Origin of the sequence: Nonomuraea pusilla, from assembly GCF_900109355.1 — a bacterium.
Taxonomy (GTDB): Bacteria; Actinomycetota; Actinomycetes; order Streptosporangiales; family Streptosporangiaceae; genus Nonomuraea; species Nonomuraea pusilla.
On the sequence record NZ_FOBF01000001.1, the window covers coordinates 374,025 to 400,063 of the forward strand.

Genomic DNA, 26,039 nt, shown 5'->3' on the forward strand with positions numbered 1-26,039 from the left:
CCCAAGAAACACGGTCTAATCGGTATGCCCTGCCACAATGGTCAGGTGACTGGAGACGGCAGGTTGGTGCTGGCAGGAGCCCCCATAGGCCAGGCGGGCGACGTGTCGCCCCGGCTGCGCGACGCGCTCGCGAGCGCCGACGTGGTGGCCGCCGAGGACACCCGGCGGCTGCGCCGGCTGGCCGCGGAACTCGGGGTGGAGATCCCCGGCCGGGTGGTGTCGTACTACGACGCCAACGAGGCGGGACGCGCGCAGGAGCTCGTCGAGACGCTGCGCGAGGGCCGCACCGTGGTCGTGATCACCGACGCCGGCATGCCGGGCGTCTCCGACCCCGGCTACCGCCTCACCAGGCTCGCCGTCGAGGCGGGCGTGCGCGTCACCGCGCTGCCGGGGCCGAGCGCCGTCACCACCGCGCTCGCGGTGTCCGGCCTGCCGAGCGACAGGTTCTGCTTCGAGGGCTTCCCGCCGCGCAAGCCGGGCGAGCGCGCCCGACGCCTCGAGTCGCTGACCGCCGAGGAGCGGACGATGGTGTTCTTCGAGGCGCCGCACCGGCTGGCCGACACGCTGGAGGCCATGGCGGAGGCGTTCGGGCCCGCCCGCCCTGCCGCCGTCTGCCGCGAGCTGACCAAGACGTACGAGGAGGTGCGGCGCGGCGGGCTCGGCGAGCTGGCCGCGTGGGCCGCGCAGGGCGTCAAGGGCGAGATCACCCTCGTCGTCGCCGGGTTCGCCCCGGGCGACGTGGTCCCCGACATGGACGACCTGGTCGCGGAGGTGGAGCGCAGGACGGCCACGGGAGTGCCGCGCAAGACGGCCATCGCCGACGTCGCCAAGGCCGCCGGCGTGCCCAAGCGGGAGCTGTACGACGCGGTTCACAGGGGGCCCTCGACCGCGTAGGGTGCCACAGATGATCGCCCGTCGCCTGGTTCCCCCGTTCCAGGGCGGCCCGCTGTGGGGGTGGGTGGGGCCGCTGGTCGTGGCGCTGTTCGGCGGGATACTCCGGTTCGTCCGGCTGGGAGAGCCGAGGGCCGTCGTCTTCGACGAGACGTACTACGCCAAGGACGCCTACTCGCTGCTCAGGTACGGCGTCGAGCGGGCGATGCTGGGCGACGCGAAGAACCCGGTCGCCGACCGCCGCCTGATGGCGGGCAGCCTCGACGTCTTCAAGCAGTGCCCGGCGCCGGACGAGTGCGCCGCGTTCGTGGCGCACCCGCCGCTCGGCAAGTGGATGATCGCCGCGGGCGAGTGGCTGTTCGGGATGAACCCGTTCGGCTGGCGCTTCGCCGCCGCGCTCGCCGGAACCCTGTCGATCCTGGTGCTGGCCAGGGTGGCGCGCAGGATGACCCGCTCGACGCTGCTCGGCTGCCTGGGCGGGCTGCTGCTGGCGCTCGACGGCCTGCACTTCGTGCTGTCGCGCGCCGCCCTGCTGGACGTGTTCCTGATGTTCTGGGTGCTGTGCGGGTTCGCCTGCCTGGTCGCCGACCGCGACGCCGTCAGGAACGTCCTCGCCTCGCGGACGGCCGCCCACCGTGACGCCGCGCGGGGCGCGTACGGGCCGCCGCTCGGCGTGCGCTGGTGGCGTGTGGCCGGCGGGGCGTGCCTGGGCGCGGCCTGCGCGGTCAAATGGTCGGGAATCTTCTTCCTCGTGGCGTTCGCCGTGCTGAGCCTCGCCTGGGACATGGGCGCCAGGCGGGCCGCGGGCGCCCGCGCCGCCTACCGGGGCGCGCTCGCCCACGACGCGCCCGGCGGGTTCGGGGCGTTCGCGCTCGTGCCCGCCCTCGTCCTCCTCGCCTCGTGGGCCGGGTGGTTCGCCGGTCCGGGCGGGTGGGGGCGCGGCTGGGAGCGGGCCACGTCCGGCGGGCCGGGGTTCTTCGTGTTCGACTCGCTGCGCTCGTGGGTGTCGTACCAGGTGCAGGTGCTCGGGTTCCACACCGGGCTGAGCGACTACCACCCGTCCATGTCGGAGCCGTGGCAGTGGCCGCTGCTGGTGCGCGGGGTGCTGTTCCACTACGACACCGGCCGGCCGGCCGCCGAGTGCGGCGGCGGCAGGTGCGTGCAGGGGGTGCTCGCCGTCGGCACCCCCGCCCTCTGGTTCGCCGCCGTGCTCGCCCTGGTCGCGCTCGTCGTCCGTTACGGAGTCACCCGCGACTGGCGGGCGGGCGCCGTGCTGCTCGCCTGCGCGGCGGGCTGGCTGCCCTGGTTCTACTACGCCGTCGCCGACGACCGCACGATGTACCTGTTCTACCTGGCGCCCGTGGTGCCGTTCATGGTGCTCGCGGTCGTGCTCGTGGCGGGCCTGGTCCTCGGCAGGGCCGCCGCCGCGCCGCCGCGCAGGGCGGCGGGGGCGGCCGTCGTCGGCGCGTTCGCGCTCGTCGTGCTGGTCGACTTCTGGTGGCTCCAGCCGGTGCTCGCCGCGGAGACGATCACGCAGGCACAGTGGTGGGCTCGGATGCTGATGCGTTCCTGGATGACCTCCGCACCCCGATCCTGACGCCGTGGCGCAGCGTGATGGCCGCCGCCAGGCAGGCCAGCGGCACGGCGGGCAGCACGTAGCGGTAGTCGAACTCCGCCGTCGCCGCCGGCGCGAGCAGCAGCCCGACCGAGCCGAGCCACGGCAGCGCCACCGGCCCGCCGAACGTCCGCCAGCGCACCGCCACGCCGTACAGGCCGATCAGCAGGATGCCGCCGAGCAGGATGCCCCGCAGGTAGAAGACCTTCTGGTACCACGCCATGACGTCGGCCCACGGCTGGACGATCCGCGTCTCCGGCGGCCCCTGCTCGTAGCTGAACGCGTCGGTGTCGGTCCTGCCGCCCTGGTACGACGACCACTTCGGCAGCCGCTTCGGCTGGCCGCTCTCGTCGAGATCGTAGTACGGCTTGAACTGGTACATCAGGTACGTCTGTTCGTCCGGGAACCGCGGGCGCGACCAGTGGAACGAGCGGAGGAAGTCACGCGCGACCACCTTCAGGTAGTCGCCGGGCTGCGAGGTGATGGCCCTGATGGCGAACGCGCTCGCGGCCTCGTTGGTGATCTCGCTGAACTTCTTGTTGATGCCCCAGCGGTGCAGCACCTCGCCGGTGCCCTGGCCGTCGCCGTTGCCCTGGCCCCACAGATACCACTGGGCGTAGTCCTTGCGCTGGTCGACCGGGTCGTTGATGCACAGCAGCAGCAGCTGCACCTCTTTGTACTTGTCGATGTGCATCTTCGAGCAGTCGGCGAAGATGGCCGTGCGCATGTACAGGATGAGGCCGTCGCTGTTGGTCATCGCGAACTTGCCGTACGCCGTGGCGAACCACCCCATGTACGCCATCACCGGCACCGCGCACGCCGTCACCACCGCCGTGATCGGCTTCCAGCCCGTGCGCTTGACCAGCAGGTACACCACGACCAGCGCCAGGATCGGCAGGCCGATCGACCGGGTCAGCCAGGTCAGCGCCAGCAGCAGCCCGACCACCACGCCCGCGCGCCACGTCAGCCGCCGCTTCCACAGCACCAGTGTGACCACCGCCACCACGAGCAGGGTGAACAGGGTGTCGGACATGACCATCTGCTCAAGCTGGATCTGGTACGCGTCGAACAGCACCGGCGCCGCCGCCAGCGTCGCGCCCCACTTCGGCAGCCCGAACTTCGCGCGCAGCAGCGCGTAGATGAGCGCGGCCGCCGCCAGACCCATGAGGTGCTGGGTGAGGACCACCAGCGTGAAACTGTGGAAAGGCTTGAGCAGCATCAGCCAGAAGCTGTAGCCGTCGGGCCTGATCGGGTGCGGCCGCGGGTGCAGCGCCACCGAGACGTACTCGTACGAGTCGTTGAACCACATGGCCGGGCCGTAGCCGAGCATGGCGACGATCCGCAGCACGGCGCCCACGCCGAAAGCCGCGGCGAACACTCGATGACGGCGCAGAAAGGACAGCCCACGGGCGGTCCGGCCAGGAGCGGAGTGGTCCACAGGGGTAATCTCCGCGACGCTCACCATGCTGTAAAGAATGCCAGCCGTTTTTAGGACATGACCCGACCATGTCTGGGCACAGGGCATCATGGTGGACTGCAAGAGCCTTAACTGAAGGGTTGAGACGTGGAACTGACGGTGGTCATGCCCTGCCTCAACGAGGCCGAGACCGTGGAAGTCTGTGTGCGCAAGGCCCTGGCGTGCATGGAGGAGCACGGCGTCCAGGGCGAGGTCCTGATCGCCGACAACGGCAGCACGGACGGCTCTCAGCAGCTCGCCCGCGAGGCCGGCGCCCGCGTGGTCCACGTCGAGGAGAAGGGCTACGGCAACGCCCTCATGGGCGGCATCCGCGCCGCCCGCGGCAAGTACGTCATCATGGGCGACGCCGACGACTCGTACGACTTCACCTCCCTGATGCCCTTCGTCGAGCAGTTGCGCGACGGGGCCGACCTGGTGATGGGCAACCGCTTCAAGGGCGGCATCGCCCCCGGCGCGATGCCGCCGCTGCACCGCTACCTCGGCAACCCCGTGCTGTCGTTCGTCGGCCGGCTGTTCTTCCCGTCGGTCATCGGCGACTTCCACTGCGGCCTGCGCGGCTTCAGGCGCGACTCGATCCTGCGGCTCGGTCTGCAGACGAGCGGCATGGAGTTCGCCTCCGAGATGGTGGTCCGCTCGACACTCGCCAAGCTCGACGTGCGCGAGGTGCCGACCACGCTCTCGCCCGACGGGCGTTCGCGCCCGCCGCACCTGCGCTCCTGGCGCGACGGCTGGCGCCACCTGCGCTTCCTGCTCCTGTACAGCCCCAAGTGGCTGTTCTTCTATCCGGGCCTGGTCATGATGATCCTCGGCCTGGTCGCGGGCACCGCGCTCACCTTCGGGCCCGTGGAGATCGGCGAGCTGGCCTTCGACGTCGACACCCTCGTCGGATCGTCCGCCCTGGTGGTGATCGGCTTCCAGGCGGTGCTGTTCGCCGTGTTCACCAAGGTGTACGCCGCCGAGGAGGGCTTCCTGCCGGAGTCGCGGCGCATCCGCAAACTCATCGACATCGTGAGCCTGGAGAAGGGCCTCATCGCGGGCGGCCTGCTCGCGCTCGCCGGCGTCGTCGGCCTGGTCATGTCGCTGGTGCACTGGCAGGTGCGCAGCTTTGGCGAGCTCGACCCGCGCGAGTCGCTGCGCCTCGTCGTGCCCTCGGCCACCGCGCTCGTCATGAGCTTCCAGACCATCTTCGCCGCCCTGTTCGTCAGCATCCTCGGCATCCGCCGCAGCCGCGAGACGTCCATGGACGTCGCCGCCCAGGCCGCCGAGGAGGCCGCCGAGGCCGTGACCCGCGAGGAGGCCGCCAAGAAGGAGGCCGCCGAGGCGGTCACGAGCGAGGAGTCCACGCCCGCCTCCTGAGCCGGCGCCGCGGCGCGCGCGCCCGTGCCTCCGGTTGGCGGAGAACGCGGCGCGCGCAACCCGTAGGCTAGGGACATGTCCCAGCACATCTTGACCGCCGTCGCGTGGCCGTACGCTAACGGCCCCCGCCACATCGGGCACGTCTCAGGGTTCGGCGTGCCGTCCGACGTCTTCAGCCGCTACCAGCGGATGGCGGGCAACAAGGTGCTGATGGTGTCAGGCACCGACGAGCACGGCACGCCCATCCAGGTGCAGGCCGACAAGGAGGGCGTGACCGCCCGCGAGCTGGCCGACCGCTACAACCGGGTCATCGCCGAAGACCTCACGGGGCTCGGCCTGTCGTACGACCTGTTCACCAGGACCACGACCAAGAACCACTACGCCGTCACGCAGCAGATCTTCAAGGGCCTGTACGACAACGGCTACATCTTCCCGAAGACCACGATGGGGGCCATCTCCCCGTCCACCGGGCGCACCCTGCCCGACCGCTACATCGAGGGCACCTGCCCCATCTGCGGCTACGACGGCGCCCGCGGCGACCAGTGCGACAACTGCGGCAACCAGCTCGACCCGATCCAGCTCATCAACCCGGTGAGCCGCATCAACGGCGAGACGCCGGTGTTCGTCGAGACCGAGCACTTCATGCTCGACCTGCCCGCGTTCGCCGAGGTGCTCGGCTCGTACCTGCAGTCCAAGCAGGGCGAGTGGCGGCCGAACGTGCTGAAGTTCGCCCTCAACCTGCTCGGCGACCTGCAGCCGCGCGCCATCAGCCGCGACCTCGACTGGGGCGTGCCGATCCCGCTCGACGGCTGGCGCGACCAGCCCAACAAGCGGCTGTACGTGTGGTTCGACGCCGTCATCGGCTACCTGTCGGCGTCCATCGAGTGGGCGAGGCGGTCCGGCGACCCCGACGCGTGGCGCCAGTGGTGGCAGAACCCCGACGCCCGCGGCTACTACTTCATGGGCAAGGACAACATCGTCTTCCACGCCGAGATCTGGCCGGCCATGCTGTTCGGCTACAGCGGCATCGGCGCCAAGGACGGCACGCCCGGCTCGCTGGGCAGGCTGGAGGTGCCGTCCGAGGTCGTCTCCAGCGAGTTCCTGACGATGGAGGGGCGCAAGTTCTCGTCGTCCCGCCAGGTCGTCATCTACGTCCGCGACTTCCTCGCCCGCTACGACGCCGACGCGCTGCGCTACTACATCGCCGTCGCCGGCCCCGAGAACCAGGACACCGACTTCACCTGGCAGGAGTTCGTCAACCGCAACAACGGCGAGCTCGTCGCCGCCTGGGGCAACCTGGTCAACCGGTCCATCTCGATGGCGGCGAAGAACTTCGGCGCCGTGCCCGAGGCGGGCGCGCTCACCGACGCCGACCGGGCCCTGCTGGAGCGCTCGCGCAACGCGTTCGCGCCCGTGGGGGCCGAGCTGTCCAGGTCGCGCTTCAAGAACGCCATCACCGAGGCGTTCGACGTGGTCCGCGAGGCCAACAAGTACCTCGCCGACCAGGAGCCCTGGAAGCTCAAGGACGACCCCGAGCGGCAGAAGTCCATCCTGCACGTCGCGCTGCAGGTGGTCGACGACGCCAAGACCATGCTCACGCCGTTCCTGCCCGGCTCGTCCAACAAGGTGCACGCCATGCTGGGCGGCGAGGGCGTCTGGTCCGGCATGCCGGAGATCCGCGAGGTCGACGAGGACGGCGGCGCCCCGTACCCGGTCATCACGGGCGAGTACGACGGCGCGGCCCGCTGGGAGCACCGGCCGATCCAGCCGGGCACCCCGCTCGCGCCGCCGTCGCCGCTGTTCAAGAAGCTCGACCCGAAGGTCGTCGACGAGGAACTGGCCCGCCTGGGCGAGTGACCGTCCCGGCGGGGTTCCGGAGATCAGCCCTGGAGCAGCGGGGTCGTCCTGCGCGGCGGTGAGGCCTCCAGGGCCTCCTCCGGCACCCCGTGGCCGTCGGCCCCCTACGCGGGTGCTGTCGAGCACGTCGGAGCGCGTGGGGGCTACTTTAGAGTGCGTGAGCACGATTCCCGCCCCTCCCGAGCCGCTCTCCGCACCGGTGTTCGACAGCCACTGCCATCTCGACATCATGGTCGGCAACCGGCAGGCGTCGTCGGGCGACCCGGTGGCGCAGGCCGCGCAGGCGGCCTCGGCCACGGTGCGCGGCATCCTCGACGACGCCCGCGCCGTCGGCGTGACGCGCCTGGTCACGATCGGGTACGACCTGCCGTCCTCCCGCTGGAACGCGGACGCCGCGCGCGAGAACGAAGGCGTGTACGCCGGGGTCGCCGTCCACCCGAACGAGGCGCACGCCGCCACGCCCGAGGCGCTGGCCGAGATCGAGGAGCTGGCCGGGCGGCCTGAGGTCCGCGCGGTGGGGGAGACGGGGCTCGACTACTACCGCGACTGGGCGAGCAGGGACGACCAGCACGCGAGCTTCCGCGCGCACATCGAGATCGCCAAGCGCACCGGCAAGGCCCTCGTGATCCACGACCGTGAGGCGCACGACGACGTGCTCAAGGTGCTGGCGTCGGAGGGGGCGCCGAGGGTCGTGGTGTTCCACAGCTTCTCCGGCGACGCCGAAATGGCGAAAAAGTGCGCGGAAGCCGGATATTTCATGTCGTTCTCCGGTCCCGTCACGTACAAGAACGCCGGCTACCTCCGCGAGGCCGCCCAGGTCGCGCCCGCCGAGCTGATGCTCGTCGAGACCGACGCCCCCTACCTGCCACCCGTGCCGTACCGGGGCAAACCCAACGCTCCCTACCTGATTCCCCTCACCCTGCGCTGCCTGGCGGAGGTCAAGGGGGTCCACCCGGACTATCTCTGCGAGGCCATCAGCGCCAACGGAGTCACCGTGTTCGGTGAGTGGTGACCATCTTTCCCTGAACCGGTGGAGGCGCGGGCGCGGCCCCCGTTAGCGTTCGGCCGTCGAGCCCGTCACCGGAGGTCGTCGTGCGAGGAAAGAGGCGCGCGCCGCGTCCGCGCATCCCCTGGCGTTCACCCTGGCTCCCGGCGGTGTGCCTGGCGGGCCTCCTCGCCGCGGGCGGGCTGGCCGCCGTGTCCGCGCTGGCCAAGGACGTCGTCCTCGTCGTCGACGGCGAGCCTCGGGCCGTGCGCAGTTCGGCCGGGTCCGTCGGCGACCTGCTCGGCGAAGCCGGGGTCGACGTCGGCTTCGGCGACGTCGTGCGTCCCGGGCCCGAGGCCGAACTCGCCGACGGCGCGCGCGTCGAGGTGCGCCACGCACGCCCGATCAAGCTGACCGTCGACGGACGCACCAGCGACCGCCTCGTCACCGCCACCAACGTCCGCGAGGCGCTCGCCGAGCTCGCCATCTCCCCGGCCGCGAGCCGGCTGTCGGAGCCGCCCGACAAACGGGTGCCGCTGACCGGCATGTCCCTGACCGTCCTCACCGAACGCGACGTCAGCGTGGTCACCGGCGTCGCCAGGCGGCGCTCGCTGCGCACCACGGCCCGTACCGTGCGGGAGCTGCTGAGGCGCGAACGGGTCGCGGTGCCGCCCGGCTTCCAGGTGCGTCCCTCGCTCGGCAGCTTCCCCCAGCAGGGCATGGTGATCACCGTGGCGCCGCCTTGGATCGTTCCCATCAGGCCGGAGGTGCGCCGGCTCGACTGGCGGGCCCTCGCCGCGTGCGAGTCCGGGGGCGACCCGAAGGCGCGCGCCGGCGACGGCGGCTCCTACGGGCTCTACCGGTTCAGCCTGGACATGTGGCGCGCCGCGGGTGGATCCGGCCTGCCCACCGAGTGGCCAGAGGACGAGCAGACCTACCGGGCCCAGCTCCTCTACCAGCGGGACGGCGGCACCTGGCAGCGCCACTGGCCCCACTGCGGCTCCCACCTCTTCAGCTGACCCCCAGCCGCGCGAGCCCCAATCTGCCACCGGCCCACCTGGACCGGGGCGCTCATCCCGCCACGGCGGCACCGAAGTCCACGCCCGCGGGCGGCTGCACCGGCACCGGGTCCTGGGCGTTGCGCGCCGCCACCGCCACCCGACCGTACGGCCGCGCGTCCGGCTGCCCCACGTACAGCTTGTTGCCGCTGAACGCCACCGACCACCCGAACAGCCCGTCGCCCCCCGGCAGCCGCCGCTCCTCGCCCGGGTCGGCCCAGGACACCACCCGCACCCCGCCCCCGTACGGCGCGCCGATCGCCAGCCTGCCGTCCGCCGACGCCGCCAGCGAGAAGCCGAACGCCCGCCCGCCCTCCTCCTGCGAGAGTCGCCTGACCTGCCGCCTGCCCTGGTCCAGGAGCTGGACGTACCCGGAGCCCGGCGCGCCCACCGCGTACCCGCGGCCCTCCACGTAGGCGACCGCGTAGCCGTACCGGTCGCCGCGGGCGTCCGCGGGCGAGTCCAGTTTCGTCCCGGACAGGGGCGAGGCGAGGACGTCGTCCAGGAAGACCGCGGCACCGGAGTCGCTCACGCCGCTGCCCGCCTGGCGTCCCGCGCCGTCGTCGTTCTCGTACGGCACCCCGACCACCAGCCCGTTCCCCGGCCCGAACGCCAGCGACCAGCCGAACTGGTCGCCCGGCTCGCTGTTGCCCGGCACGCCGGGGGAGTCCTGACCGATCCTGGTCAGCCGGTTCGTCCCCCTGCGGACGTAGGCGGCGCCCGCGTCGGGACGCCCGCCGTCGTCCTCGTAGGGTGCGCCGACGGCCACCAGGCCGCCCCGTGCGGCCAGCGACCAGCCGAAGTGCGCCCCCTGCTGCGGCTCGGGCGCGGTCAGCCGCTCGGGCGGCCTGCCGCCACCGCCGTGGACGACGTAGACGGCCCCCGCGTCGGCACGGCCGTCCACGTCCGCGTACGGGGCGCCGATCACCAGGTCGGAGCAGGCGTCGCCGTCCACCCTGGCCAGGCGTACGGACCAGCCCAGCCCGTCACCCCTGGCCAGGCCAGGGACCGCGACGGGCGCCGCCCTGTCCCGCGAGATCACGTACACCGCGCCCCGCCCGCCGTCCGCGAACGGGTCCCCGGCCACCACGTCGTCCACGCCGTCACCGTCGAAATCGGCGGCACTCGCGCACGCGCCGGCCACGGCAGGGCCGGCCAGGAGCGGGGCCGCCGGGCCGGCGAGCACCAGCGCCACCGCCAGCACGACGGCCACCCGCCGGACAACGGGCGCAATCCGGGCGGCGCTCGGCTGCTGGGTGCCCGATGCGGTCTGTGTGGCGGTCGGGTGTTCGGTGGCCGGTGCGGTCGCTGCGGCCGGCGGGTGCTGGGCGGCCGGTGCGGGATCGGCGTCGGGAGTCGGGCGGGGGTGCGTAGGCGTCACAGTGCCACCTCGATGCGCCCGCCGGCGTCCATGAGGACGGCCGTCATCTTCACCGGCTTCCTGCGCGCGGGCAGGTCGAACACGAACGCGCCGTCGGCCCGGCCGCCCGGCGCGAGCACGGGCGGCAGCGCGGCGACGACCGCGACGTGCGCGGCGCCCCGGTCGTCCAACAGGGCGACGTCCGGGCGCGGAGCCAGCCCGCGCTGCTCCCCGCCCGGGTTGACCAGCGTGAACGGGACCACGCAGAGCTGCCCGAGCGTCTGCGTCCTGCCTTCGTACTCCTTCACCCCGCACTCGGGGGCCGCGAGGACCGCCACCGGGTCGTCGAAGGCCGGCCCGAGCGCGAGCCTGCGCCCCACGTCCGACGACCCGGACGGCGGCGCCACCCGCACCGCGCCCCCTTCCCCCGTACTCCTGCCGGAGGTCGAGGCGAGGACCGCCGCCGTCGCCGCGATGGCCAGGACGGCGGCGGCGCCCGCGATCAGCCACCGCACCCGGGCGGCGCGCGGCGCGCCGAGGACGTCCCGTTCGCCCGGCCCATCGTGCCGATCCGGAACGTCGCCCGAGCCGGGGACGCCGGGCCGGCCGGAGAGCCCGTTCGGCGTGCCGGGGCCGCCGGGTCGGCCCGAGGGCCCGTTCGTCGTGCCGGGGCCGCCGGCGGTGTCGAGCTCGTCCGGCAGCCCGGGACGAGTTCCGCGCCCGGCCGCCGTGGTTCTGGGCGGCTCGGCGCCTCCTGGGGGTCCCGGCGGCGGCGTGGTGAACTCCGCCGTGACGTCCGGCGCCTCCGCCACGTTGCGCGGCGGCTGCCACCCCGTCAGCATCTCGGTCGCCACGAGCGTCGGCGGATCCGCGTCGGCCGACACGGCGGCGGCGCCGGAGCCGACCAGGGCCAGCAGCAGCTCCTGCGCCGTCGGCCGCCGCGCCGGGTCCATGGAGGTGGCGCGGCGGACGAGCGAGTCCAGCGGCGCGGGCAGAACCCCCAGGTCAGGGCGCTCGTTCAGCACCCGCGTCGCGAGCGTCACCGCGTCGCCCCGCCCGAACGGGTGCCGCCCGTTCCCCGCGTACGCCACCAGGCAGCCCCAGGCGAAGACGTCCGCCGCGGGCGTCACGCTCAGGCCGCGTACCTGCTCGGGCGCCCACCAGCCGGGGCTGCCCAGCAGCTCGCCCGACAGCGTGAACCCCGTCTCCCTGTCGAGCGCCCGCGAGATGCCGAAGTCGATCACCCTCGGCCCCGACAGCGACAGGATCACGTTCGCGGGCTTCAGGTCGCGGTGCACCAGCCCCGCGACGTGGATCGCGGCCAGCGCCGCCGCCACGCCCAGAGCGACGCCGTGCAGCGGCCCGGGCTCCAGGGCGCCGTGCCTGGCGATCTGCGCCGACAGCGGGGTGCCCTGGATGAACTCCGTCACCATGAACGGGCGTCCGTCGCCGGTGTCGCCGTTGTCCAGCACCTGCGCCGTGCAGAACGACGCCACCCTGCGCGCGTTCTCCACCTCGGCGTGGAACCTGGCCGCGAACCCCTCCTGGTTGGCGAACTCCGCCTTCACCACCTTGACCGCGACGAACCGTCCGGCCGGGGCCCGCGCGAGGAAGACCGTCCCCATGCCGCCCTCGCCGAGCCGTCCCAGCAGCCGGTACGGCCCGACCTCCCGCAGGTCCGTGGGGCGGAGCGGCGCGGCGCCCGTTGGCTCCATGAGGGACGTCCCTTCCTGTTCCACGCCATCCTCCCCCGTCGTCCCCCCACGCGCCATGGCAGGTTCCGGCATGCGGGAGACTGGTTGGATGATGAGGCTGTTGGGCCCAGCAGAAATACGTACCTTGGCGAACAAGCTAGATCTTCGCCCGACCAAGAAGCTAGGCCAGAACTTCGTGATCGACGCCGGCACCGTCCGGCGCATCGTCCGCGTCGCCGAGCTCACGCCCGACGACGTCGTGATAGAGGTCGGCCCCGGGCTCGGGTCGCTGACGCTGGCGCTGCTGCCCGAGGCCGCGCACGTCGTCGCCGTCGAGATCGACCCCGTGCTGGCCGCCCAGCTGCCCGTCACCGTCGCCGAGCGCGAGCTGTCCGGCAAGCTCACCGTCGTCAACGCCGACGCGCTCAGGATCACGCCGGAGGACCTGTCCGGCCGCGCGCCCACCGCCCTGGTGGCCAACCTCCCGTACAACGTGGCCGTCCCCGTGGTGCTTCACCTGCTGCAGGTGCTGCCGTCGCTGCGCAAGGGCCTGGTGATGGTCCAGTCGGAGGTGGCCGACCGGCTCGCCGCCGGCCCCGGCTCCAAGGTGTACGGGGTGCCGTCGGTCAAGGCCGCCTGGTACGCCGACGTACGCAGGGCCGGGCCCGTCGGCCGCAACGTCTTCTGGCCCGTCCCGAACGTCGACTCCGGCCTGGTCTCCCTGATCCGCCGCGACCCCCCGGCCACGACCGCCTCCCGCGAGGAGGTGTTCGCCGTGATCGACGCCGCGTTCGCCCAGCGCCGCAAGACCCTCCGCGCCGCCCTCGCCTCCTGGGCCGGCTCCCCTGCCCTGGCCGAACAGGCCCTGACGGCGGCAGGCGTAGCCCCGTCCACGCGCGGTGAGCAACTCGACATCGCCGCCTTCGCCCGCATAGCGGAGAACAAACCCTGACGCCCGGCTCGGGCGCGCCTCACCCTGAACTTGGGGGCGCCTCACCTCGGACCTGGGGCGCCTCACCTCGAACGCGCTGAATCCGGGGGCGCCTCACCCCGATCCCGCCGAACCGTACGGCGGCAGCGAGGCGGGCGCCCTCCCGCGTGTGGAGAGCGCCCGCCTCACCCGGCGGTCTATGCCGGAGCCTTGACGGATGAGCGCGCCGCGGCCCGCTGGGTGACGGGCCGCCGCCGGGCCGGCAGCCCGAGCGTCGGGTTGGCGACGCCCCAGGCGGCGGCCTTGCAGACCAGCTCCTTGTAGACCGCGGCCAGCCGCCCCGTCAGAGCCGCCCGTACGGCGCGGTCGTCCGCGGTGACGAACTGGATCAGGCCCTCCTTGCGGCCCAGCGAGACGCACTGGTTGAAGTAGCGGATCGCGACGTTCGGGAGCTTCCCACCCGTCAGGCGCGCCGCGATGGCGTCGGCGGCCTGCCACGCGCCAGGAACCCCGGAGGCGCACGACATCCGCAGCGGCTTGTCCCCGGGGCCCATCACCATGGCCGCGTCGCCGACCGCGTACACGTCGGGGTGCGAGACCGAGCGCAGCGTCCCGTCGACCACGATCTGGCCGGTGTCGGTGACCTCCAGCGCGGTCGCCTGCGCGATCGGGTGGACCGCGAAGCCGGTCGTCCACACGGTGACCGCGGCAGGGATGGCCTCGCCGTCTGCCGTGGTGACGCGGTCGGCTTCGACGCCCGTGACGGCGGCGTGCTCGTGCACGGTGATCCCGAGCCTGCCGAAGACCTTGCGCAGGTGCGCGCGCCCCTTCGGGGAGAGCCAGTCGCCCAGGCCGTCGCGGGCGGCGAGGGCGACGTCGAGATCGGGGCGGGCCTCGGCGATCTCGGCCGCGACCTCCAGGCCGGTGAGCCCGCCGCCGACGACGACCACGCTCCGCCCGGCGTCGAGGCGGGCCAGGCGCTCGCGCAGCCGGAGCGCTCCGGCACGGCCCGCGATCTCGTACGCGTGCTCGGCCGCCCCGGGAACGCCCTCGGCGTTCCAGCCGCTTCCGAGGGCGTAGACGAGCGTGTCGTAGCCGAGTTCTCCTGCGCCCTTCGCGTCGACGACGGCGACGGTCCTGCGCTCGACGTCCACGCCGGTGACCTTCGCGAGCCGCACCTCGACGCCGGTGCCCGCGAACATCTCGCTCAGCGGCCGGGGCGTGAGGTCCTGCCCGGCCGCCAGCTGGTGCATGCGGACCCGTTCGACGAAGTCAGGCTCGGCGTTGACGAGGGTGATGGCGACGTCCTCGCCGCGGAGCCGCTTCGCGAGGCGCCCGGCGGCGCTGGCTCCGGTGTATCCGGCCCCGAGGACGATGATGCGGTGCTGCATGCCCTTGCTCCTGTCTACGCGATGTGCCCCCTGAACCGGGCGGCGCGCCGTTTCCTGACAGGGACGCGATGTGAGACGCCTCACAGGGCGCCTCGCAGGGCTCCTCACAGGGCGATCAGAAGGCGTTGAACAGGGGCTCCCCGTGGTCGGAGGACGCCCAGTACGCGGTGGCGCGCACGAGCTTGTCCGGGTTGACCTGGTTGCGGACCGCGGTGATGCCTTCGGGGGTGACCTCCAGGCACATGACGCCGACGACCTGGCCGTCCAGGACGGCCACGACGGCCGGCTCGCCGTTGGCGCTCCAGATGTAGACCTCGGGGGAGCCGCCGGCCAGGGCGCGCTTGGCCGCCGCGGGCCTGAACAGGCCCCGCAGGAACGTCGCGACCGCCACCGCGCCCTCGAACGCCTTGAACCGGGCCGGGATCTTCCCGCCGCCGTCGCCGATCGCGATGGCGTCGCCGGTGAGCAGGCGCACGAGCGGCTCCACCTGGCCGCTGGTGGCGGCCGCCAGGAACTCCTCGACGATCCGCCGGGTGGCGGCCTCGTCGATCTCGATGCGGGCCTTGCCCTCCGCGAGGTGCTTCTTGGCGCGGTGGAAGATCTGCTGGCTGGCGGCCTCGGTGATGTCGAGGATCTCGGCGATCTCCCGGTGCGGATAGTCGAAGGCCTCCCGCAGCACGTACACCGCCCGCTCGTTGGGGGAGAGGCGCTCCATGAGGGTGAGGACCGCGTACGAGACCGATTCCCGCTGCTCGGCGGTGTCGGCGGGGCCGAGCATGGGGTCGCCGGCGAGCAGCGGCTCCGGAAGCCACGCGCCCACGTACGTCTCACGGCGTGACCGCGCGGAGGTGAGCTGGTTCAGGCACAGGTTGGTGAGGACCTTCGTCAGCCAGGCCTCGGGCACTTCGACCCGGCCGACGTCGGCGGCCTGCCAGCGCAGGAACGTCTCCTGCACGGCGTCCTCGGCCTCCGCGGCGGAGCCGAGGAGGCGGTAGGCGATGGCCTCCAGACGCGGCCTCGCGGCCTCGAACCGGTCAACGTCGTTCGCGGTCAAGGGCATGGCCCGATCCTAAGCGGCACCCCAGAACCCCGTAAGGCCCCCGCCGGGGAAGCCCGGCACGCCCGTCCCGCCGTTCGGCGGGCCACCAGCCACGTTCTCCCCAGAACCCCCCGCACTTCTCCGCACGATCCACAGAACCGACTGTCTTCCAGGCAGGACCTACAGAACACGAATGGCTGCTCGCGATCCACAGCCCGGCCCCTGCCTGTCCGCGCCGCCCACAGAAGGCCGACGACTACCCCGCGCTGTCCCCAGAGCGGCGTGCGTTTGCCCGCGCTGTCCCCAGAGCGGCGTGCGTTTGTCCGCGCTGTCCCCAGAGCGGCGTGCGTTTGTCCGCGCCGTCTCCAGAGCGGCGTGCGTTTGTCCGCGCCGTCTCCAGAGCGGCGTGCGCTTGCCCGCGCTGTCCCCAGAACGTCCTGAGTAGCCCCGCGCCGTCCACAGAGCGTCCTGCGTTTCCCCTCGCCATCCACAGAACGCCGTTCGGCGGCCTGCCCACCCCCGCGCCCGACGATCCTGGCCTCCCCGTCGTTCACCAACGGCCCACAGAGGGAGGCCCCCATGCCCCGACGTCCCGCCCTGCTCTGCCTCGCCCTCGGCGCAGGCATCCTCGCCCCGTTCACCGCGCTGACCGGCACCGCCGAAGCAGCAGCCGCGCCGCCGCGATGCGTCCGCCTGCCCGCCTTCACCCAGACCTCCGGGCTCCTCGCCCTCCTCCACCTCACGAACCCGGCCCACCTGCAGATCCTCCTGGCCCTCCCACCCCAGCCCTGCGGCACGACACCACAGCCACCGATCAGACCCAGACCAGGAGAACGCCCACAGCCCCAGCCCCCCAGCCCCGCCGAGGCGCCGCCCGAGCGGCCGACCACAGCAGGGAACCCGGCCACCACCCCCGCCCTCCCGACGAAGGGCGAGATCGCGGCCACCGCCGCCCTGGCTCAGCAGGGCGTCGCCTTCTCCTGGGGCGGCGGCTCACCGAAGGGCCCCACGTACGGCATCGGCAGAGGCCGCACGACGGTCGGCTTCGACTGCAGCGGCCTCACCCTGTACGCCTGGTCCAAGGCAGGCGTGACCCTCGCCCACTACACCGGCGCCCAGTTCCGCCAGGGACGCAAGGTCCCCATGAACGACCTCCGCAAGGGCGACCTGCTGTTCTTCGGCGGCGGCAAGGGCGACCCCACGCACGTCGCCCTCTATCTAGGGGCGGGCACCATGATCCACGCACCGCGCACCGGCGACGTGGTCAGGAAGACCGCCTTCCTCCGCTCACCTCACTACCGAGCCACGTACCGCGGCGCCATCCGCCCCGCATGACTCCAGATCGCACCTGGCGGGTCAGGGCTGGGCGGTTTTTCGGATCGTGAGCGCCAGGGCGACCACGAGCACGGTGGCGGCGCCTTGCCAGGCGAAGGCTGAGCCCATCCGCGGCACGTCGTTCTCGAGGTCGATGAGGACCGCCACCCACCACGCCAGGCAGCCGATGAACCACGCCGGTACCCACGTCAGGCACCAGAGGCCGACGCCGCCCGGCAGCCCGAGCGCGACGCGGCCCACCCAGGCCAGGAGCGCGGCCGCCAGCCCTCCGCCGGGGGCCACCGCCACAATGAAGATCAATATGAGTGCCATTCCCATCCGGCACATGCTGCACGGCGGACTTTGACGTCACGTTGACACAGATGATCTCCCGGGAGGTCGTGCCATTCCCGGGAGATCATGCTCCTCTCGCCGCCGACGCGGCTACCGGAATGCGGGCCAGTGCTTCGGCCTTCAGGCCAGGGGTGAGGGCCCGCGCGGGAGGGCCGCCAGGCCCGAGCGTGCTCTAACCGGGTCGGTTCTGCTGCTCGATGTACTGGCGCAGCACGCTGATCGGTGCACCGTCCACGGACCCGGCGAAGTAGGAGCCCGACCACAGCTTGTTCGCCCGGTAGTAGTGGCGTGCCAGTTCGGGGAACTCGGCGCGCAGCCGCCGGGAGGACACGCCCTTGAGCGAGTTGACCAGCTTGGACAGGGCGACCTTCGGTGGGAAGTTCACCAGCAGGTGGACGTGGTTGGCCTCGCCGTTGAACTCGGCCAGTTCGCACTCGAAGTCCGCGCACACGTCCCGCATGATCTGCTCCATGCGTTCCAGGTGGGCACCGGTGAACACCGGATGCCGGAACTTGGTGACGAAAACCAAGTGAGCGTGCAGGACGAAAACGCAGTGCCTACCGGTTCTGATGTCTCCGTGTCCGACCATAAGCCAATGGTAGGATCATGGTGTGCAGCTCCGGCACAACTTCCGCCTCTACCCGACGCCGGGCCAGCAGATCGCGATGGCCAAGGCGTTCGGGTGCGCCAGGGTGGTGTTCAACGACGCGCTGCGCGCACGGCAGGACGCCCGCGAGCAGGGCTTGCCGTACCTCTCAGACGGTGAGCTGTCCAAGCGGGTCATCACCGAGGCGAAGAAGACCCCGGAACGCTCCTGGCTGGGCGAGGTCTCAGCCGTGGTGCTGCAGCAGGCGCTGGCCGATCTGAATACCGCCTACCGCAACTTTTTCGCCTCCATCACGGGCAAGCGGAAGGGGTCGAAGGTCGCCCCGCCGAGGTTCCGGTCCAAGAGGGATAACCGGCAGGCGATCCGCTTCACCCGCAACGCCAGGTTCTCCATCACCACAGGCGGGAAGCTGCGCCTGCCGAAGATCGGGGATGTGCCGGTGCGCTGGTCGCGGCCCCTGCCCGCCGCCCCATCGAGCGTGACCGTGGTCAAGGACGCGGCCGGACGGTACTTCGCGTCCTTTGTGGTCGAGGTGACCGAACAGCCCCTGCCGCCGGTCGAGTCCGAGACGGGAATCGACCTCGGGCTGTCGGCCTTCGCCGTCTTGTCCAACGGTCGGAAGCTCGACTCACCGCGTTTCCTGCGCCGGGCGGAGAAGAAGCTCAAGCGGCTCCAGCGGGCGCTGTCCCGCAAGGCCAAGGGATCGAACAAGCGGGCCAAGGCGCGCCTCGCCGTCGCCCGCCAGCACGCGAAGGTCACTGACGCGCGCCGTGAGTTCCACCACCAGCTCTCCACACAGATCATCCGTGAGAACCAAACGGTGATCGTGGAAGACCTCGCGGTCAAGGGACTGGCGCGCACGAGGCTGGCCAAGAGCGTGCATGACGCGGGCTGGTCGCAGTTCGTGACCATGCTGGAGTACAAGGCTCGCCTGTACGGGCGCGCCTTCCACCGGATCGACCGGTGGTTCCCCTCCTCCAGGCTGTGCTCGGAGTGCGGGACCATCCAGCAGTCGATGCCGTTGAGCGTCCGGTCGTGGACCTGCCCGTGTGGGGCGGTCCACGACCGGGACGTCAACGCGGCGAAGAACATCCTGGCCGCCGGACGGGCGGACAGGCTAAACGCCTGTGGAGCGCAGGTAAGACCAGGCCCCGGCCTGGCACAGCGCGAGGAAGCAGGAAGCCTCAGAGGTGCCGCATGACGCGGCACGGGCTGAATCTTCGGCCTTCCGGCCGAGGAGCACGTCAAGGAGTCAGCAGACGCCAGAGTTGTCCGTGCCGGTTGCAGTCGAGGGCGGCGAGCCCCTGGCCCTCACCTCTGTCGGCAGTCAGGCAGCCACCGTGCGGATAGCCGTTCTGCATGTTGTAGACGGCTCGGACGCGGTACCGCCCTCCACCGGCCGGCTCGAACTTCCACAGCTGGTTACCGCGGTAGTGGGCCGTGGAGAGCTGGACGTTCCAGTTGTTCGGGATCACGTCGAGCACCATGTGCCCGCCGAGAACCGTCTGGATGACGTACTGGCCGTCGCCCCGGTCGAACAGGTGCCACTGCTGATTGCGGTTGCCCTGCTGCGGCCTGGCCGCCTGGACGCCGCGGACGCCTTCCTTGAGCTGCCCGTCGGGAACGTCGACCGACCAGCCGAGGTCGTTCACCAGCCGTACGATCTTGGCGTGGCCGGGGGTCTCCTGCCGCTCGGGCGGCTTCTGCCCAGGGTCGTCCCCGCCGCCCCGATAGGCAGGGTTGTTCGTGGTGTACGGGGAGAAGGTGAAGACGAATCTGCCCGCGGACCCGCTCTCGTCCCGCCGCCAGTGGCCCGCGGTCCTGACGCCGAACTCCCAGTCGCCCAGGGGCACGGTCCTCGGCGGCCTGTTCGGCAGGTCGCTGGCCCAGCGGTTCGGCACGGTGAGGGTGCCGCGCTCGGCGATCAGGAGGCGGAACTTCCGTGTGCTTCCGGAGGTGGTGGTGAAGACGATGGTTCCGTCCTCGTTCCAGGTGGCGTCCTGGGTGTCGGCGACGTCCTGGTCGGGGATGTCGACGTACGGCCCGTCAACGCCGTCGTCGTCGTTGGCGTCCGCGGTGCCGTTGCCGTCGAGGTCGCAGTCGTCGCAGTCGAGGCCGTCGGCGTTGTAGTTCAGAGAGTCGTCGATCAGGATCGCGTGGTACTTGAGCAGCCTCATGTCGGAGCCGGCCAGTTCTTTCCACTGCTGGTCCAGCGCCTCGTTGACGTATCTGGAGAACTCCTTCCTGTCGGCCGCGATTCTCTTGTAGTGGTTGATGACAGCCTTGATGATCTCCTTGAGCACCCTCCTCGCGAGGAAGGGCACGACCATCGCCTGCTTCGCCCCGGTGGCGATGGTCATCGGCCCCGTGGTGGCGGCGGATGCCGGGGCGGCCGGCGTGGCGGCCGAGAGGCCGGCGCAGATCAGGGCTCCGGCCACTGCCTTACGCATGTGGATGTTCATGGGAGGGACGCTAGGCACGCCTGTTTGCCGCCTGATAAAGGGCGCGGAGCTGGTTCGGCGCGCGGCTGGGCCGCCGTCAACGGACTGTCAATGCCTGGTCGACAGGGTTGCGGCATGACCGTGAAGATGAGATCGATCGCCGTGGTGGCGTTCATGATGGGGGCGGCGCTCACCGCGTGCGGCGCCGAGCCGATGGCCGCCCGGCAGGCGGACCCCGCGACGTCCGACAGCAGGAGCGGCGCCGGCGGCGCGTTCTCCGCCGTCGTCGCCGATGCCAAGGACGACGTCAACCAGGAGCTCACGAAGTTGCTGAAGGAGGAGAAGACTCTGGAGGAGGTGGCTCAGGGGTTCAACGACCTGCTGAAGCTGCCGGAAGGCGACTACGTCCTCGCGACGGAGGAGTGCGGGCAGGCCAACGCCTTCTGGAGCCCGGACGACAAGAAGATCACCATCTGCTACGAGCTGCTGACCGACGCCGTCGCCAAGGCCGAGGAGAACTTCAGCACCGAGCAGGAGAAGGACGACTACGTGACGGGCGTCCTCTTGGACACGCTCTTCCACGAACTCGGACATGCCCTGATCAGCATCTACGACCTCCCCACGGTCGGCAAGGAGGACGACGCGGTCGATCAGCTGTCCGCGATCTACATGATCGAGATCGGCGAGGCGGGGCAGAACTACGCGCTGCAGGCCGCGCAGTCGTACTTCATCGCCGCGGGCGACAGCGACCGTGACTCCCTGCCGTTCTACGACGAGCACTCGATGGACGAGCAGCGGGCCTACAACTACGCCTGCCTCGTCTACGGCTCCGACCCTGAGAAGTTCGCCGACCTGGTGGGCGAGACGGACGACTCCTACCTGCCACAGGCCAGGGCTGAGCGCTGCCCGGAGGAGTGGGCGAAGGTCAGCGCCGCCTGGAACAAGCTCCTGGAGCCTCACCTGCGGAGCTCGTGACGATCTGACGAGGCCGTCCCCGACGCGGACGGCCTCGCTGTCGTCATCTGTCGGCCAGCACGACGACCTGGTCACCGGGCCGGAACGCCAGGGGCTCCGACTTGGGCGGGTTGAGCCGCACGCCGTGGTGGGACGCCGTTCCGCTCTCGGACGACAGCCGGTACCCGAACGCCGTCTCGCCGCGCTGACGGGCCGCCTCGATCACGGTCGCGAACGTCACTGTCGCGCCGGGCGCGAGGTAGTTCTCCGCGGGCTCCAGGTAGATGTCCGGCCCGTCGTGCGCCAGCAGCACGTCGAAGACCCTGCCGAGGTGCCGGTTCTCGGAGAGCTGCGTGAGCAGCATGCTGACCAGCCGGCCGCCCACCACGAAGTCGTCCGCCTCGGCGACCTGGGCCAGCAGCCGGTTCCGCTCGTCGTTCATCTCGCTGACGATGGCCGCGCCCGTGTCCATGTCGCGCAGGTGCAGCAGGGTCACCATGGTCCGGGCGTCGGCCTTCTGGGGCTCATAGGTGTCACACGCCAGCACGATCACCTGGTCGTAGACCCCGGGGTTGAGCGCTTCGAGGGTGGCGCGGTCGGTGATGTCTCCCTGCTTCGCCGTGACGAGGACGTCCGGCGGCAGCGCGCCGCCTTCGGCGGGCGGGCCCACCAGGTGGATCTCGGAGCCGGGCAGCAGGTGATGCCCGAGCTCTCGCATGATGCGTCCTCTGCGGCGGTTGTGTCCGAGGATCAGCGTCCTGGCCGGGGCCCGTCCGGGTGCCCGCGGCGGCCTGATGGCGCTCGTCAGGACGGTGGGCGGCGCGGTGGCCGGCCGGATCTCGGAATCGTCCGGGGCGATGAGGATGAGCTGGTCGTTCTCCCCGATGACGGTGTCGCTGTGCGGGTTCAGCGCCACCCGGCCGCCGCCCAGTCGCAGGCCGATGACCGTGGCGGTGCCGAAGGCGAACAGCGCCTCGCCGTATCTCCGGCCCACGAGGCGTCTCTCGGTCCACAGATAGATCTCGTCCCCGTCGAAGTCCAGCAGCTCGGTGTAGACCGCCGACAGCCCGGACTGCCTGCAGGACTGCACGACCAGCCGTGCGGCGAGGTTCTGCGAGTCCACCACTTCCGCGTGGGGGCCGCCGGCGATGCGGGCGGCCGTGAGGTTGCCGCTGTCGGCGACGGCGGCGATGATCGACGGGCCCGACGCCGCCCACCGCCTGCTGCCGAGCGCGAGGAGTGTCTTGACGAGCTCGGCGTCGTCCGCTGACAGGATCAGGACCGAGCGCGCGGCGTGCGGGCTGACCAGCGCCAGCGAGGACGGCTCGGCGGGGTCACCGGATCTGACCACCAGGCGGATTCCGCCGATCTCGCCCAGCCGGGCGCGGAGCTCGTCCTCCATCTGGACCTTGTCGCGGTCGGCCAGGACGGCGATGACGGGCTTGCGCTCGCTCTTCTTGGCCTTGACCAGCTCGGAGATCACCGCGAAGATCTCTTCGGACCAGCCGAGGACGACGGTGTGACCGTGCTCGACCACCCTGGAACGTCCCTTGCGCAGTTCGTCGAGCTTGGCGTCCAGGCCGGCGCTGAGCACGCCGACCAGGGCGCTGACGATGAAGATGCCGCCGAGCGTGACCACGAGCATCATGAGGACGAAGAACGAGTCGCCGTCGTCGCCTCCCATGGTGCCCGGGTCGAGTGTCCGCAGGAGGCTCATCCAGGCCACCCGCATCGGGCTCAGCCCGTCGGCGAACGGCCAGGCCACCAGGGTGACGACGGCGATGAGCAGCGCAGAGACCACCGCCAGCCAGCCGATGAGGGCCGGGGTGCCCTTCGACATCGTGTTGTCGAACCAGTAGCGCAGCCGTTCTCTGGTCACTGCTGCTCCGCCAGGCCGTAGCCGCAGGCCATGGGCTCCTCGGTGCCGCCGTTGGTGAAGTCGGGGTCGATCTCGAAGTCGCCGAGGATGGTCGCCTCGATCGGGCGGCGGTAGGTGCGCTGGTCGCCGCAGTTGTAGTAGACGTAGGCGCCCTCCTTCTCGCCCAGCATCAGCACGCGGTCGTCGTCCTCGACGACGGCCTTGCCGTCGCCGTCGTGGACGGTGACCCACTGGTTCTTGAACCCGACCAGGTCGAGGACGGGGTTGCCGTTGCCGTTGACGTAGATGTCCACCGCTCCCAGCAGCATCTGGATGACGAGGAGGAAGCCCAGGCCGACGCCGACGAGCGCGCCCGTGATGACCTTCATGCCGGCGCGGGTGGCCCCGCGCCTGCGCATGATCCGGTACGGGATCAGCAGGCCGACCAAGGCGATGACGGCTGCCGGCAGGACGGCGGAGCCGTAGTCGATGTGCAGGTCCTCGGAGAAGCCGCCGGAGGTCGTCAGGTAGGCCCAGTAGCCGGTAGCCGAGAGCATCGCCGCGAACGTCGCGGCGATCCACGGCTTCTCCCTGATCCAGGTGACGGCCCGTCCAGCACCGCCCCTGGTCAGGAGGTCCGCCAGCCAGAAGAGCGTGACGACGACGCCGACGACGGGAAGCAGGTAGAGGAATATCGTCACCAGGGTGCCGATGAGCCGGGCGAAGATGGTCGCCTGGTCCAGGCCGGCCTGCTCCGGCGTGATGCCGAAGATCGCGTAGACGTGCTGGAGGCCCAGGTAGAGCATCGCGTAGAGGGCCACCGCGATCGGCACGGTCACCGATCCGATCTTCTCGACGACCTCCAGGATGCTGCCCCGGTCGGGCTGCGGCGGGTCCTGAGGAAGGGCGACCTGCTCAATAGGCGCATGTGTAAGGGAATTCATGGCTGAAAGGGTGTTCGCCCGATATGGACGGCACCTTGCGAAGCGATAAGCGCCTCGTCAAGGATGGTCCGCCGCACCACCGGGTGCGCGAGGCGCAGCGGCGTGCCGTCACGCAGCAGGCCCATCCGCACGAGCACCGACAGCACCCCCGCGAACCTGTCACCGCTCAGCCCGGCCATCCCGGCCACCGCGTCCGGCGTCGCCTCCTCCCCCAGGACGGCCACGGCCCGTACGAGCTCGGCCGCTCCCGGACCGGCCACCCGCAGCAGGCCGGACACCCATCGGCCGATCCTCTCCGGCCGCCCGTCGGAGTGCAGGCTCCTCACGTGCTCGGCGAGGAGGAAGGCGTTCCCCCCGGTCGCCGCGACGCAGCGGGAGACGAACGCGGCGTCAGGTTCGACACCCGTCTGCTCCATCACCAGCGCGGTCGCCGCCTGCCTGGGCAGCGCGCCGAGACGCACCGCCGGCATCATCGAGCACATCGTGTCGAGCATGTCAGGCCAGTCCGAGGGCACGCCGACCGCGCGGGAGACGACCAACGCCACCGGCACGCCCCGCAGCCGCCGCAACGTGTAGGCCAGCCATCGCAGCGACTCCGGGTCGCACCACTGCACGTCGTCCAGCACGACGAGCAGCGGGACCCGCCGGGCCAGCCGTACGGTCACCCAATGGAGCCCGTGCAGCACCTCGGAGAGGTCTCCCGTGCGCCTGTTGCGCCAGATCACGTCGGCGGCCGGGAGCGTCACCCCCTCCAGCAGCCGCGCGCGTTCCTCGTCCGGCAGCGCCGCCAGCAGCGGCTCGAACACCTGACGGGCGACTCCGAAGGCGTAGCCGCTCTCCAGGCGGCACGACGCCGCCCAGGCCACCTGCAGACCGCGCACCCGCGCCAGCGCCTCGACACTGCGAAGCAGCTGAGTCCGGCCGGTGCCCGGCTCGCCCGCCACGAGCAGGGCGCCGCCGTCGCCTGATTCGGCCGCGCCCAGCACGTCGCTGGCGCAGTCCAGCAGGTGATCGCGTCCGAGGCAGCGGATCCGCACGGGGGCGGCCGGTTCGCGGGACGGCGCGGACGACGGCACGCCGAGGCCGGGCGCCTGGGCGAGGATGTCGGCCTCCAGCTGCCGCAGCGCCGGGCCGGGATCCAGGCCCAGCTCCTCCGCCAGGTGTCCGCGGGCGCGGCGCAGCACTGAGAGCGCGTCGGCCTGGCGGGCGGAGCGGTACAGCGCCAGGGCGAGCAGCCACCACCCCTCCTCCCGCATGGGATGGGTCCGCGTGAACGCCTCCAGGTCCGGGATGGCGTGCCCGTGCCGTCCCAGCGTCAGCAGCGTCGCCAGCCGGCGCTCCACGGCCGCCAGCCGCAGCTCCTCCAGCCTGGCGGCCTCCACCTGGACCCACGTCGAGTGGGCGAACTCGGCGTACGCCGGCCCCCGCCACAGCTCCAGCGCCCGATCGAGCAGTTCGAGCGCGCCCGCGGGATCGCGCTGCGGGTCGGCCCGCCGCACGAGTTCCTCGAAGGCGTCCGCGTCGAGCTGCTCCGCCGAGACGTCGAGCCGGTAGCCCCGCGGCTCGGTCAGCAGCACCGTGGGCCTGTCCTCCGGCTCCAGATCCCGCCGGAGTCGGCAGACGAACGTCCGCAGCGACGCCAGCGCCTGGCGCGGCGGCTCCCCTTCCCACAGATCCTCGATCAGCCGGTCCAGCGGCACCACCCGGCCCCGCGACAGCAGCAGCCGCGCGAGCAGCGCCCTGCTGCTCGGCGAGCCCACGTCGATGGGCTTCCCGTCACGGTGGGCCTCCACCGTCCCCAAGACCCCGAAGTTCATCATCGATCCCCCTGTACGCAATGCGGGATCACTTTCGGAGAAGCCGATTTACGTCGCGTATACGATTCGTCAACGTGATCATTAGGCGTCCGCGCC

Annotated in this window: 21 protein-coding genes; 10 read left to right on the plus strand and 11 right to left on the minus strand. The window is 71.6% G+C overall.

Annotated features, from left to right (window positions below):
* Nucleotides 1-24: 24 nt before the first annotated feature.
* Both rsmI and BMX74_RS01645 read left to right on the plus strand, forming a co-directional pair.
* Nucleotides 25-894, plus strand: coding sequence for a 16S rRNA (cytidine(1402)-2'-O)-methyltransferase (gene rsmI, locus BMX74_RS01640; RefSeq protein ID WP_082535525.1), 870 nt, complete (start codon nucleotides 25-27; stop codon nucleotides 892-894).
* 10 nt (nucleotides 895-904) lie between these two features.
* Nucleotides 905-2,488 carry a dolichyl-phosphate-mannose--protein mannosyltransferase gene (locus BMX74_RS01645; RefSeq protein WP_055508038.1) on the plus strand — a complete coding sequence of 528 codons (1,584 nt, stop codon included), beginning with the start codon at nucleotides 905-907 and terminating at the stop codon, nucleotides 2,486-2,488.
* On the opposite strand, the gene BMX74_RS01650 is transcribed toward BMX74_RS01645, so the two are convergent.
* Complete coding sequence (locus tag BMX74_RS01650) at nucleotides 2,421-3,884, minus strand: hypothetical protein (protein ID WP_236715077.1); 1,464 nt, start codon at nucleotides 3,882-3,884, stop codon at nucleotides 2,421-2,423. The two genes, BMX74_RS01645 and BMX74_RS01650, sit on opposite strands and share 68 nt — an antisense overlap.
* 186 nt (nucleotides 3,885-4,070) lie before the next feature.
* On the opposite strand from BMX74_RS01650, the gene BMX74_RS01655 reads away from it, so the two are divergent.
* From BMX74_RS01655 to BMX74_RS01670, 4 genes are all read left to right on the plus strand, one after another.
* Nucleotides 4,071-5,339 (plus strand): glycosyltransferase family 2 protein, encoded by a 1,269-nt coding sequence (locus BMX74_RS01655; RefSeq protein WP_177227155.1) that lies wholly within the window; start codon nucleotides 4,071-4,073, stop codon nucleotides 5,337-5,339.
* 75 nt (nucleotides 5,340-5,414) lie between these two features.
* Nucleotides 5,415-7,196 (plus strand): methionine--tRNA ligase, encoded by a 1,782-nt coding sequence (gene metG / locus BMX74_RS01660; RefSeq protein ID WP_055508042.1) that lies wholly within the window; start codon nucleotides 5,415-5,417, stop codon nucleotides 7,194-7,196.
* A gap of 157 nt (nucleotides 7,197-7,353) precedes the next feature.
* Nucleotides 7,354-8,208, plus strand: coding sequence for a TatD family hydrolase (locus BMX74_RS01665; protein ID WP_082535527.1), 855 nt, complete (start codon nucleotides 7,354-7,356; stop codon nucleotides 8,206-8,208).
* Between the two features lie 80 nt (nucleotides 8,209-8,288).
* Complete coding sequence (locus BMX74_RS01670) at nucleotides 8,289-9,200, plus strand: resuscitation-promoting factor (RefSeq protein ID WP_091097744.1); 912 nt, start codon at nucleotides 8,289-8,291, stop codon at nucleotides 9,198-9,200.
* A gap of 52 nt (nucleotides 9,201-9,252) precedes the next feature.
* On the opposite strand, the gene BMX74_RS43720 is transcribed toward BMX74_RS01670, so the two are convergent.
* Together BMX74_RS43720 and BMX74_RS01685 are read right to left on the minus strand one after the other, a co-directional pair.
* Nucleotides 9,253-10,452 (minus strand): FG-GAP repeat protein, encoded by a 1,200-nt coding sequence (locus tag BMX74_RS43720; RefSeq protein WP_177227157.1) that lies wholly within the window; start codon nucleotides 10,450-10,452, stop codon nucleotides 9,253-9,255.
* A 164-nt stretch (nucleotides 10,453-10,616) separates the two neighbouring features.
* Nucleotides 10,617-12,338: a serine/threonine-protein kinase gene (locus tag BMX74_RS01685; RefSeq protein ID WP_337959830.1), complete on the minus strand. Its 1,722-nt coding sequence runs from the start codon at nucleotides 12,336-12,338 to the stop codon at nucleotides 10,617-10,619.
* 31 nt (nucleotides 12,339-12,369) lie between these two features.
* Here BMX74_RS01685 and rsmA point away from each other — a divergent pair, with 31 nt between their 5' ends.
* Nucleotides 12,370-13,245: a 16S rRNA (adenine(1518)-N(6)/adenine(1519)-N(6))-dimethyltransferase RsmA gene (gene rsmA, locus BMX74_RS01690; protein WP_420538108.1), complete on the plus strand. Its 876-nt coding sequence runs from the start codon at nucleotides 12,370-12,372 to the stop codon at nucleotides 13,243-13,245.
* A gap of 176 nt (nucleotides 13,246-13,421) precedes the next feature.
* Here rsmA and BMX74_RS01695 read toward each other — a convergent pair whose 3' ends face one another.
* Together BMX74_RS01695 and sigJ are read right to left on the minus strand one after the other, a co-directional pair.
* Nucleotides 13,422-14,615 (minus strand): NAD(P)/FAD-dependent oxidoreductase, encoded by a 1,194-nt coding sequence (locus tag BMX74_RS01695; protein ID WP_091097751.1) that lies wholly within the window; start codon nucleotides 14,613-14,615, stop codon nucleotides 13,422-13,424.
* 115 nt (nucleotides 14,616-14,730) lie between these two features.
* A complete protein-coding gene (gene sigJ, locus BMX74_RS01700) occupies nucleotides 14,731-15,675 on the minus strand; it encodes an RNA polymerase sigma factor SigJ (protein WP_091097754.1) in 945 nt (314 codons plus the stop codon).
* A 558-nt stretch (nucleotides 15,676-16,233) separates the two neighbouring features.
* Between sigJ and BMX74_RS01705 the strand changes: the two genes are divergently transcribed.
* Nucleotides 16,234-16,989, plus strand: a complete 756-nt coding sequence (locus BMX74_RS01705) for a C40 family peptidase (protein ID WP_091097756.1) — start codon at nucleotides 16,234-16,236, stop codon at nucleotides 16,987-16,989.
* 21 nt (nucleotides 16,990-17,010) lie between these two features.
* On the opposite strand, the gene BMX74_RS01710 is transcribed toward BMX74_RS01705, so the two are convergent.
* Together BMX74_RS01710 and tnpA are read right to left on the minus strand one after the other, a co-directional pair.
* On the minus strand, nucleotides 17,011-17,307 hold the full coding sequence (locus BMX74_RS01710; protein WP_143078524.1) for a hypothetical protein: 297 nt from the start codon (nucleotides 17,305-17,307) through the stop codon (nucleotides 17,011-17,013).
* A gap of 187 nt (nucleotides 17,308-17,494) precedes the next feature.
* Nucleotides 17,495-17,911, minus strand: coding sequence for an IS200/IS605 family transposase (gene tnpA, locus BMX74_RS01715; protein ID WP_091097762.1), 417 nt, complete (start codon nucleotides 17,909-17,911; stop codon nucleotides 17,495-17,497).
* A gap of 22 nt (nucleotides 17,912-17,933) precedes the next feature.
* Between tnpA and BMX74_RS01720 the strand changes: the two genes are divergently transcribed.
* Entirely contained in the window at nucleotides 17,934-19,130 is a 1,197-nt protein-coding gene (locus BMX74_RS01720) for an RNA-guided endonuclease InsQ/TnpB family protein (RefSeq protein WP_091097763.1), read from the plus strand.
* A gap of 43 nt (nucleotides 19,131-19,173) precedes the next feature.
* Here the strand turns inward: BMX74_RS01720 and BMX74_RS01725 are convergent, their stop codons facing one another.
* Entirely contained in the window at nucleotides 19,174-20,391 is a 1,218-nt protein-coding gene (locus tag BMX74_RS01725; RefSeq protein WP_143078525.1) for an RICIN domain-containing protein, read from the minus strand.
* A 114-nt stretch (nucleotides 20,392-20,505) separates the two neighbouring features.
* On the opposite strand from BMX74_RS01725, the gene BMX74_RS01730 reads away from it, so the two are divergent.
* Nucleotides 20,506-21,345 (plus strand): DUF4344 domain-containing metallopeptidase, encoded by an 840-nt coding sequence (locus BMX74_RS01730; protein WP_055508066.1) that lies wholly within the window; start codon nucleotides 20,506-20,508, stop codon nucleotides 21,343-21,345.
* Nucleotides 21,346-21,388: 43 nt separating this feature from the next.
* On the opposite strand, the gene BMX74_RS01735 is transcribed toward BMX74_RS01730, so the two are convergent.
* The 3 genes from BMX74_RS01735 to BMX74_RS01745 are packed head-to-tail and all read right to left on the minus strand — an operon-like array spanning nucleotide 21,389 to nucleotide 25,943.
* On the minus strand, nucleotides 21,389-23,203 hold the full coding sequence (locus tag BMX74_RS01735) for a CASTOR/POLLUX-related putative ion channel (RefSeq protein ID WP_337959831.1): 1,815 nt from the start codon (nucleotides 23,201-23,203) through the stop codon (nucleotides 21,389-21,391).
* The gene (locus tag BMX74_RS01740; protein ID WP_143078526.1) at nucleotides 23,200-24,126 is read right to left on the minus strand and encodes a hypothetical protein; all 927 of its coding nucleotides are present in this window, start codon (nucleotides 24,124-24,126) and stop codon (nucleotides 23,200-23,202) included. Before BMX74_RS01740 ends, BMX74_RS01735 begins: the two co-directional genes overlap by 4 nt.
* Nucleotides 24,123-25,943, minus strand: a complete 1,821-nt coding sequence (locus BMX74_RS01745) for an ATP-binding protein (protein ID WP_218153842.1) — start codon at nucleotides 25,941-25,943, stop codon at nucleotides 24,123-24,125. Before BMX74_RS01745 ends, BMX74_RS01740 begins: the two co-directional genes overlap by 4 nt.
* Between the last annotated feature and the right edge of the window lie 96 nt (nucleotides 25,944-26,039).

Bases quoted from the DNA above. Each gene is read 5' to 3' on its own strand.
- BMX74_RS01745 (WP_218153842.1), bottom strand. From the start codon at position 25,943: ATGAACTTCGGGGTCTTGGGGACGGTGGAGGCCCACCGTGACGGGAAG.
- BMX74_RS01695 (WP_091097751.1), bottom strand. From the start codon at position 14,615: ATGCAGCACCGCATCATCGTCCTCGGGGCCGGATACACCGGAGCCAGC.
- BMX74_RS01740 (WP_143078526.1), bottom strand. From the start codon at position 24,126: ATGAATTCCCTTACACATGCGCCTATTGAGCAGGTCGCCCTTCCTCAG.
- BMX74_RS01730 (WP_055508066.1), top strand. From the start codon at position 20,506: ATGACCGTGAAGATGAGATCGATCGCCGTGGTGGCGTTCATGATGGGG.
- BMX74_RS01710 (WP_143078524.1), bottom strand. From the start codon at position 17,307: ATGGGAATGGCACTCATATTGATCTTCATTGTGGCGGTGGCCCCCGGC.
- BMX74_RS01725 (WP_143078525.1), bottom strand. From the start codon at position 20,391: ATGAACATCCACATGCGTAAGGCAGTGGCCGGAGCCCTGATCTGCGCC.
- rsmI (WP_082535525.1), top strand. From the start codon at position 25: ATGCCCTGCCACAATGGTCAGGTGACTGGAGACGGCAGGTTGGTGCTG.
- rsmA (WP_420538108.1), top strand. From the start codon at position 12,370: ATGGCAGGTTCCGGCATGCGGGAGACTGGTTGGATGATGAGGCTGTTG.
- sigJ (WP_091097754.1), bottom strand. From the start codon at position 15,675: ATGCCCTTGACCGCGAACGACGTTGACCGGTTCGAGGCCGCGAGGCCG.
- metG (WP_055508042.1), top strand. From the start codon at position 5,415: ATGTCCCAGCACATCTTGACCGCCGTCGCGTGGCCGTACGCTAACGGC.
- BMX74_RS01705 (WP_091097756.1), top strand. From the start codon at position 16,234: ATGCCCCGACGTCCCGCCCTGCTCTGCCTCGCCCTCGGCGCAGGCATC.
- BMX74_RS01645 (WP_055508038.1), top strand. From the start codon at position 905: ATGATCGCCCGTCGCCTGGTTCCCCCGTTCCAGGGCGGCCCGCTGTGG.
- tnpA (WP_091097762.1), bottom strand. From the start codon at position 17,911: ATGGTCGGACACGGAGACATCAGAACCGGTAGGCACTGCGTTTTCGTC.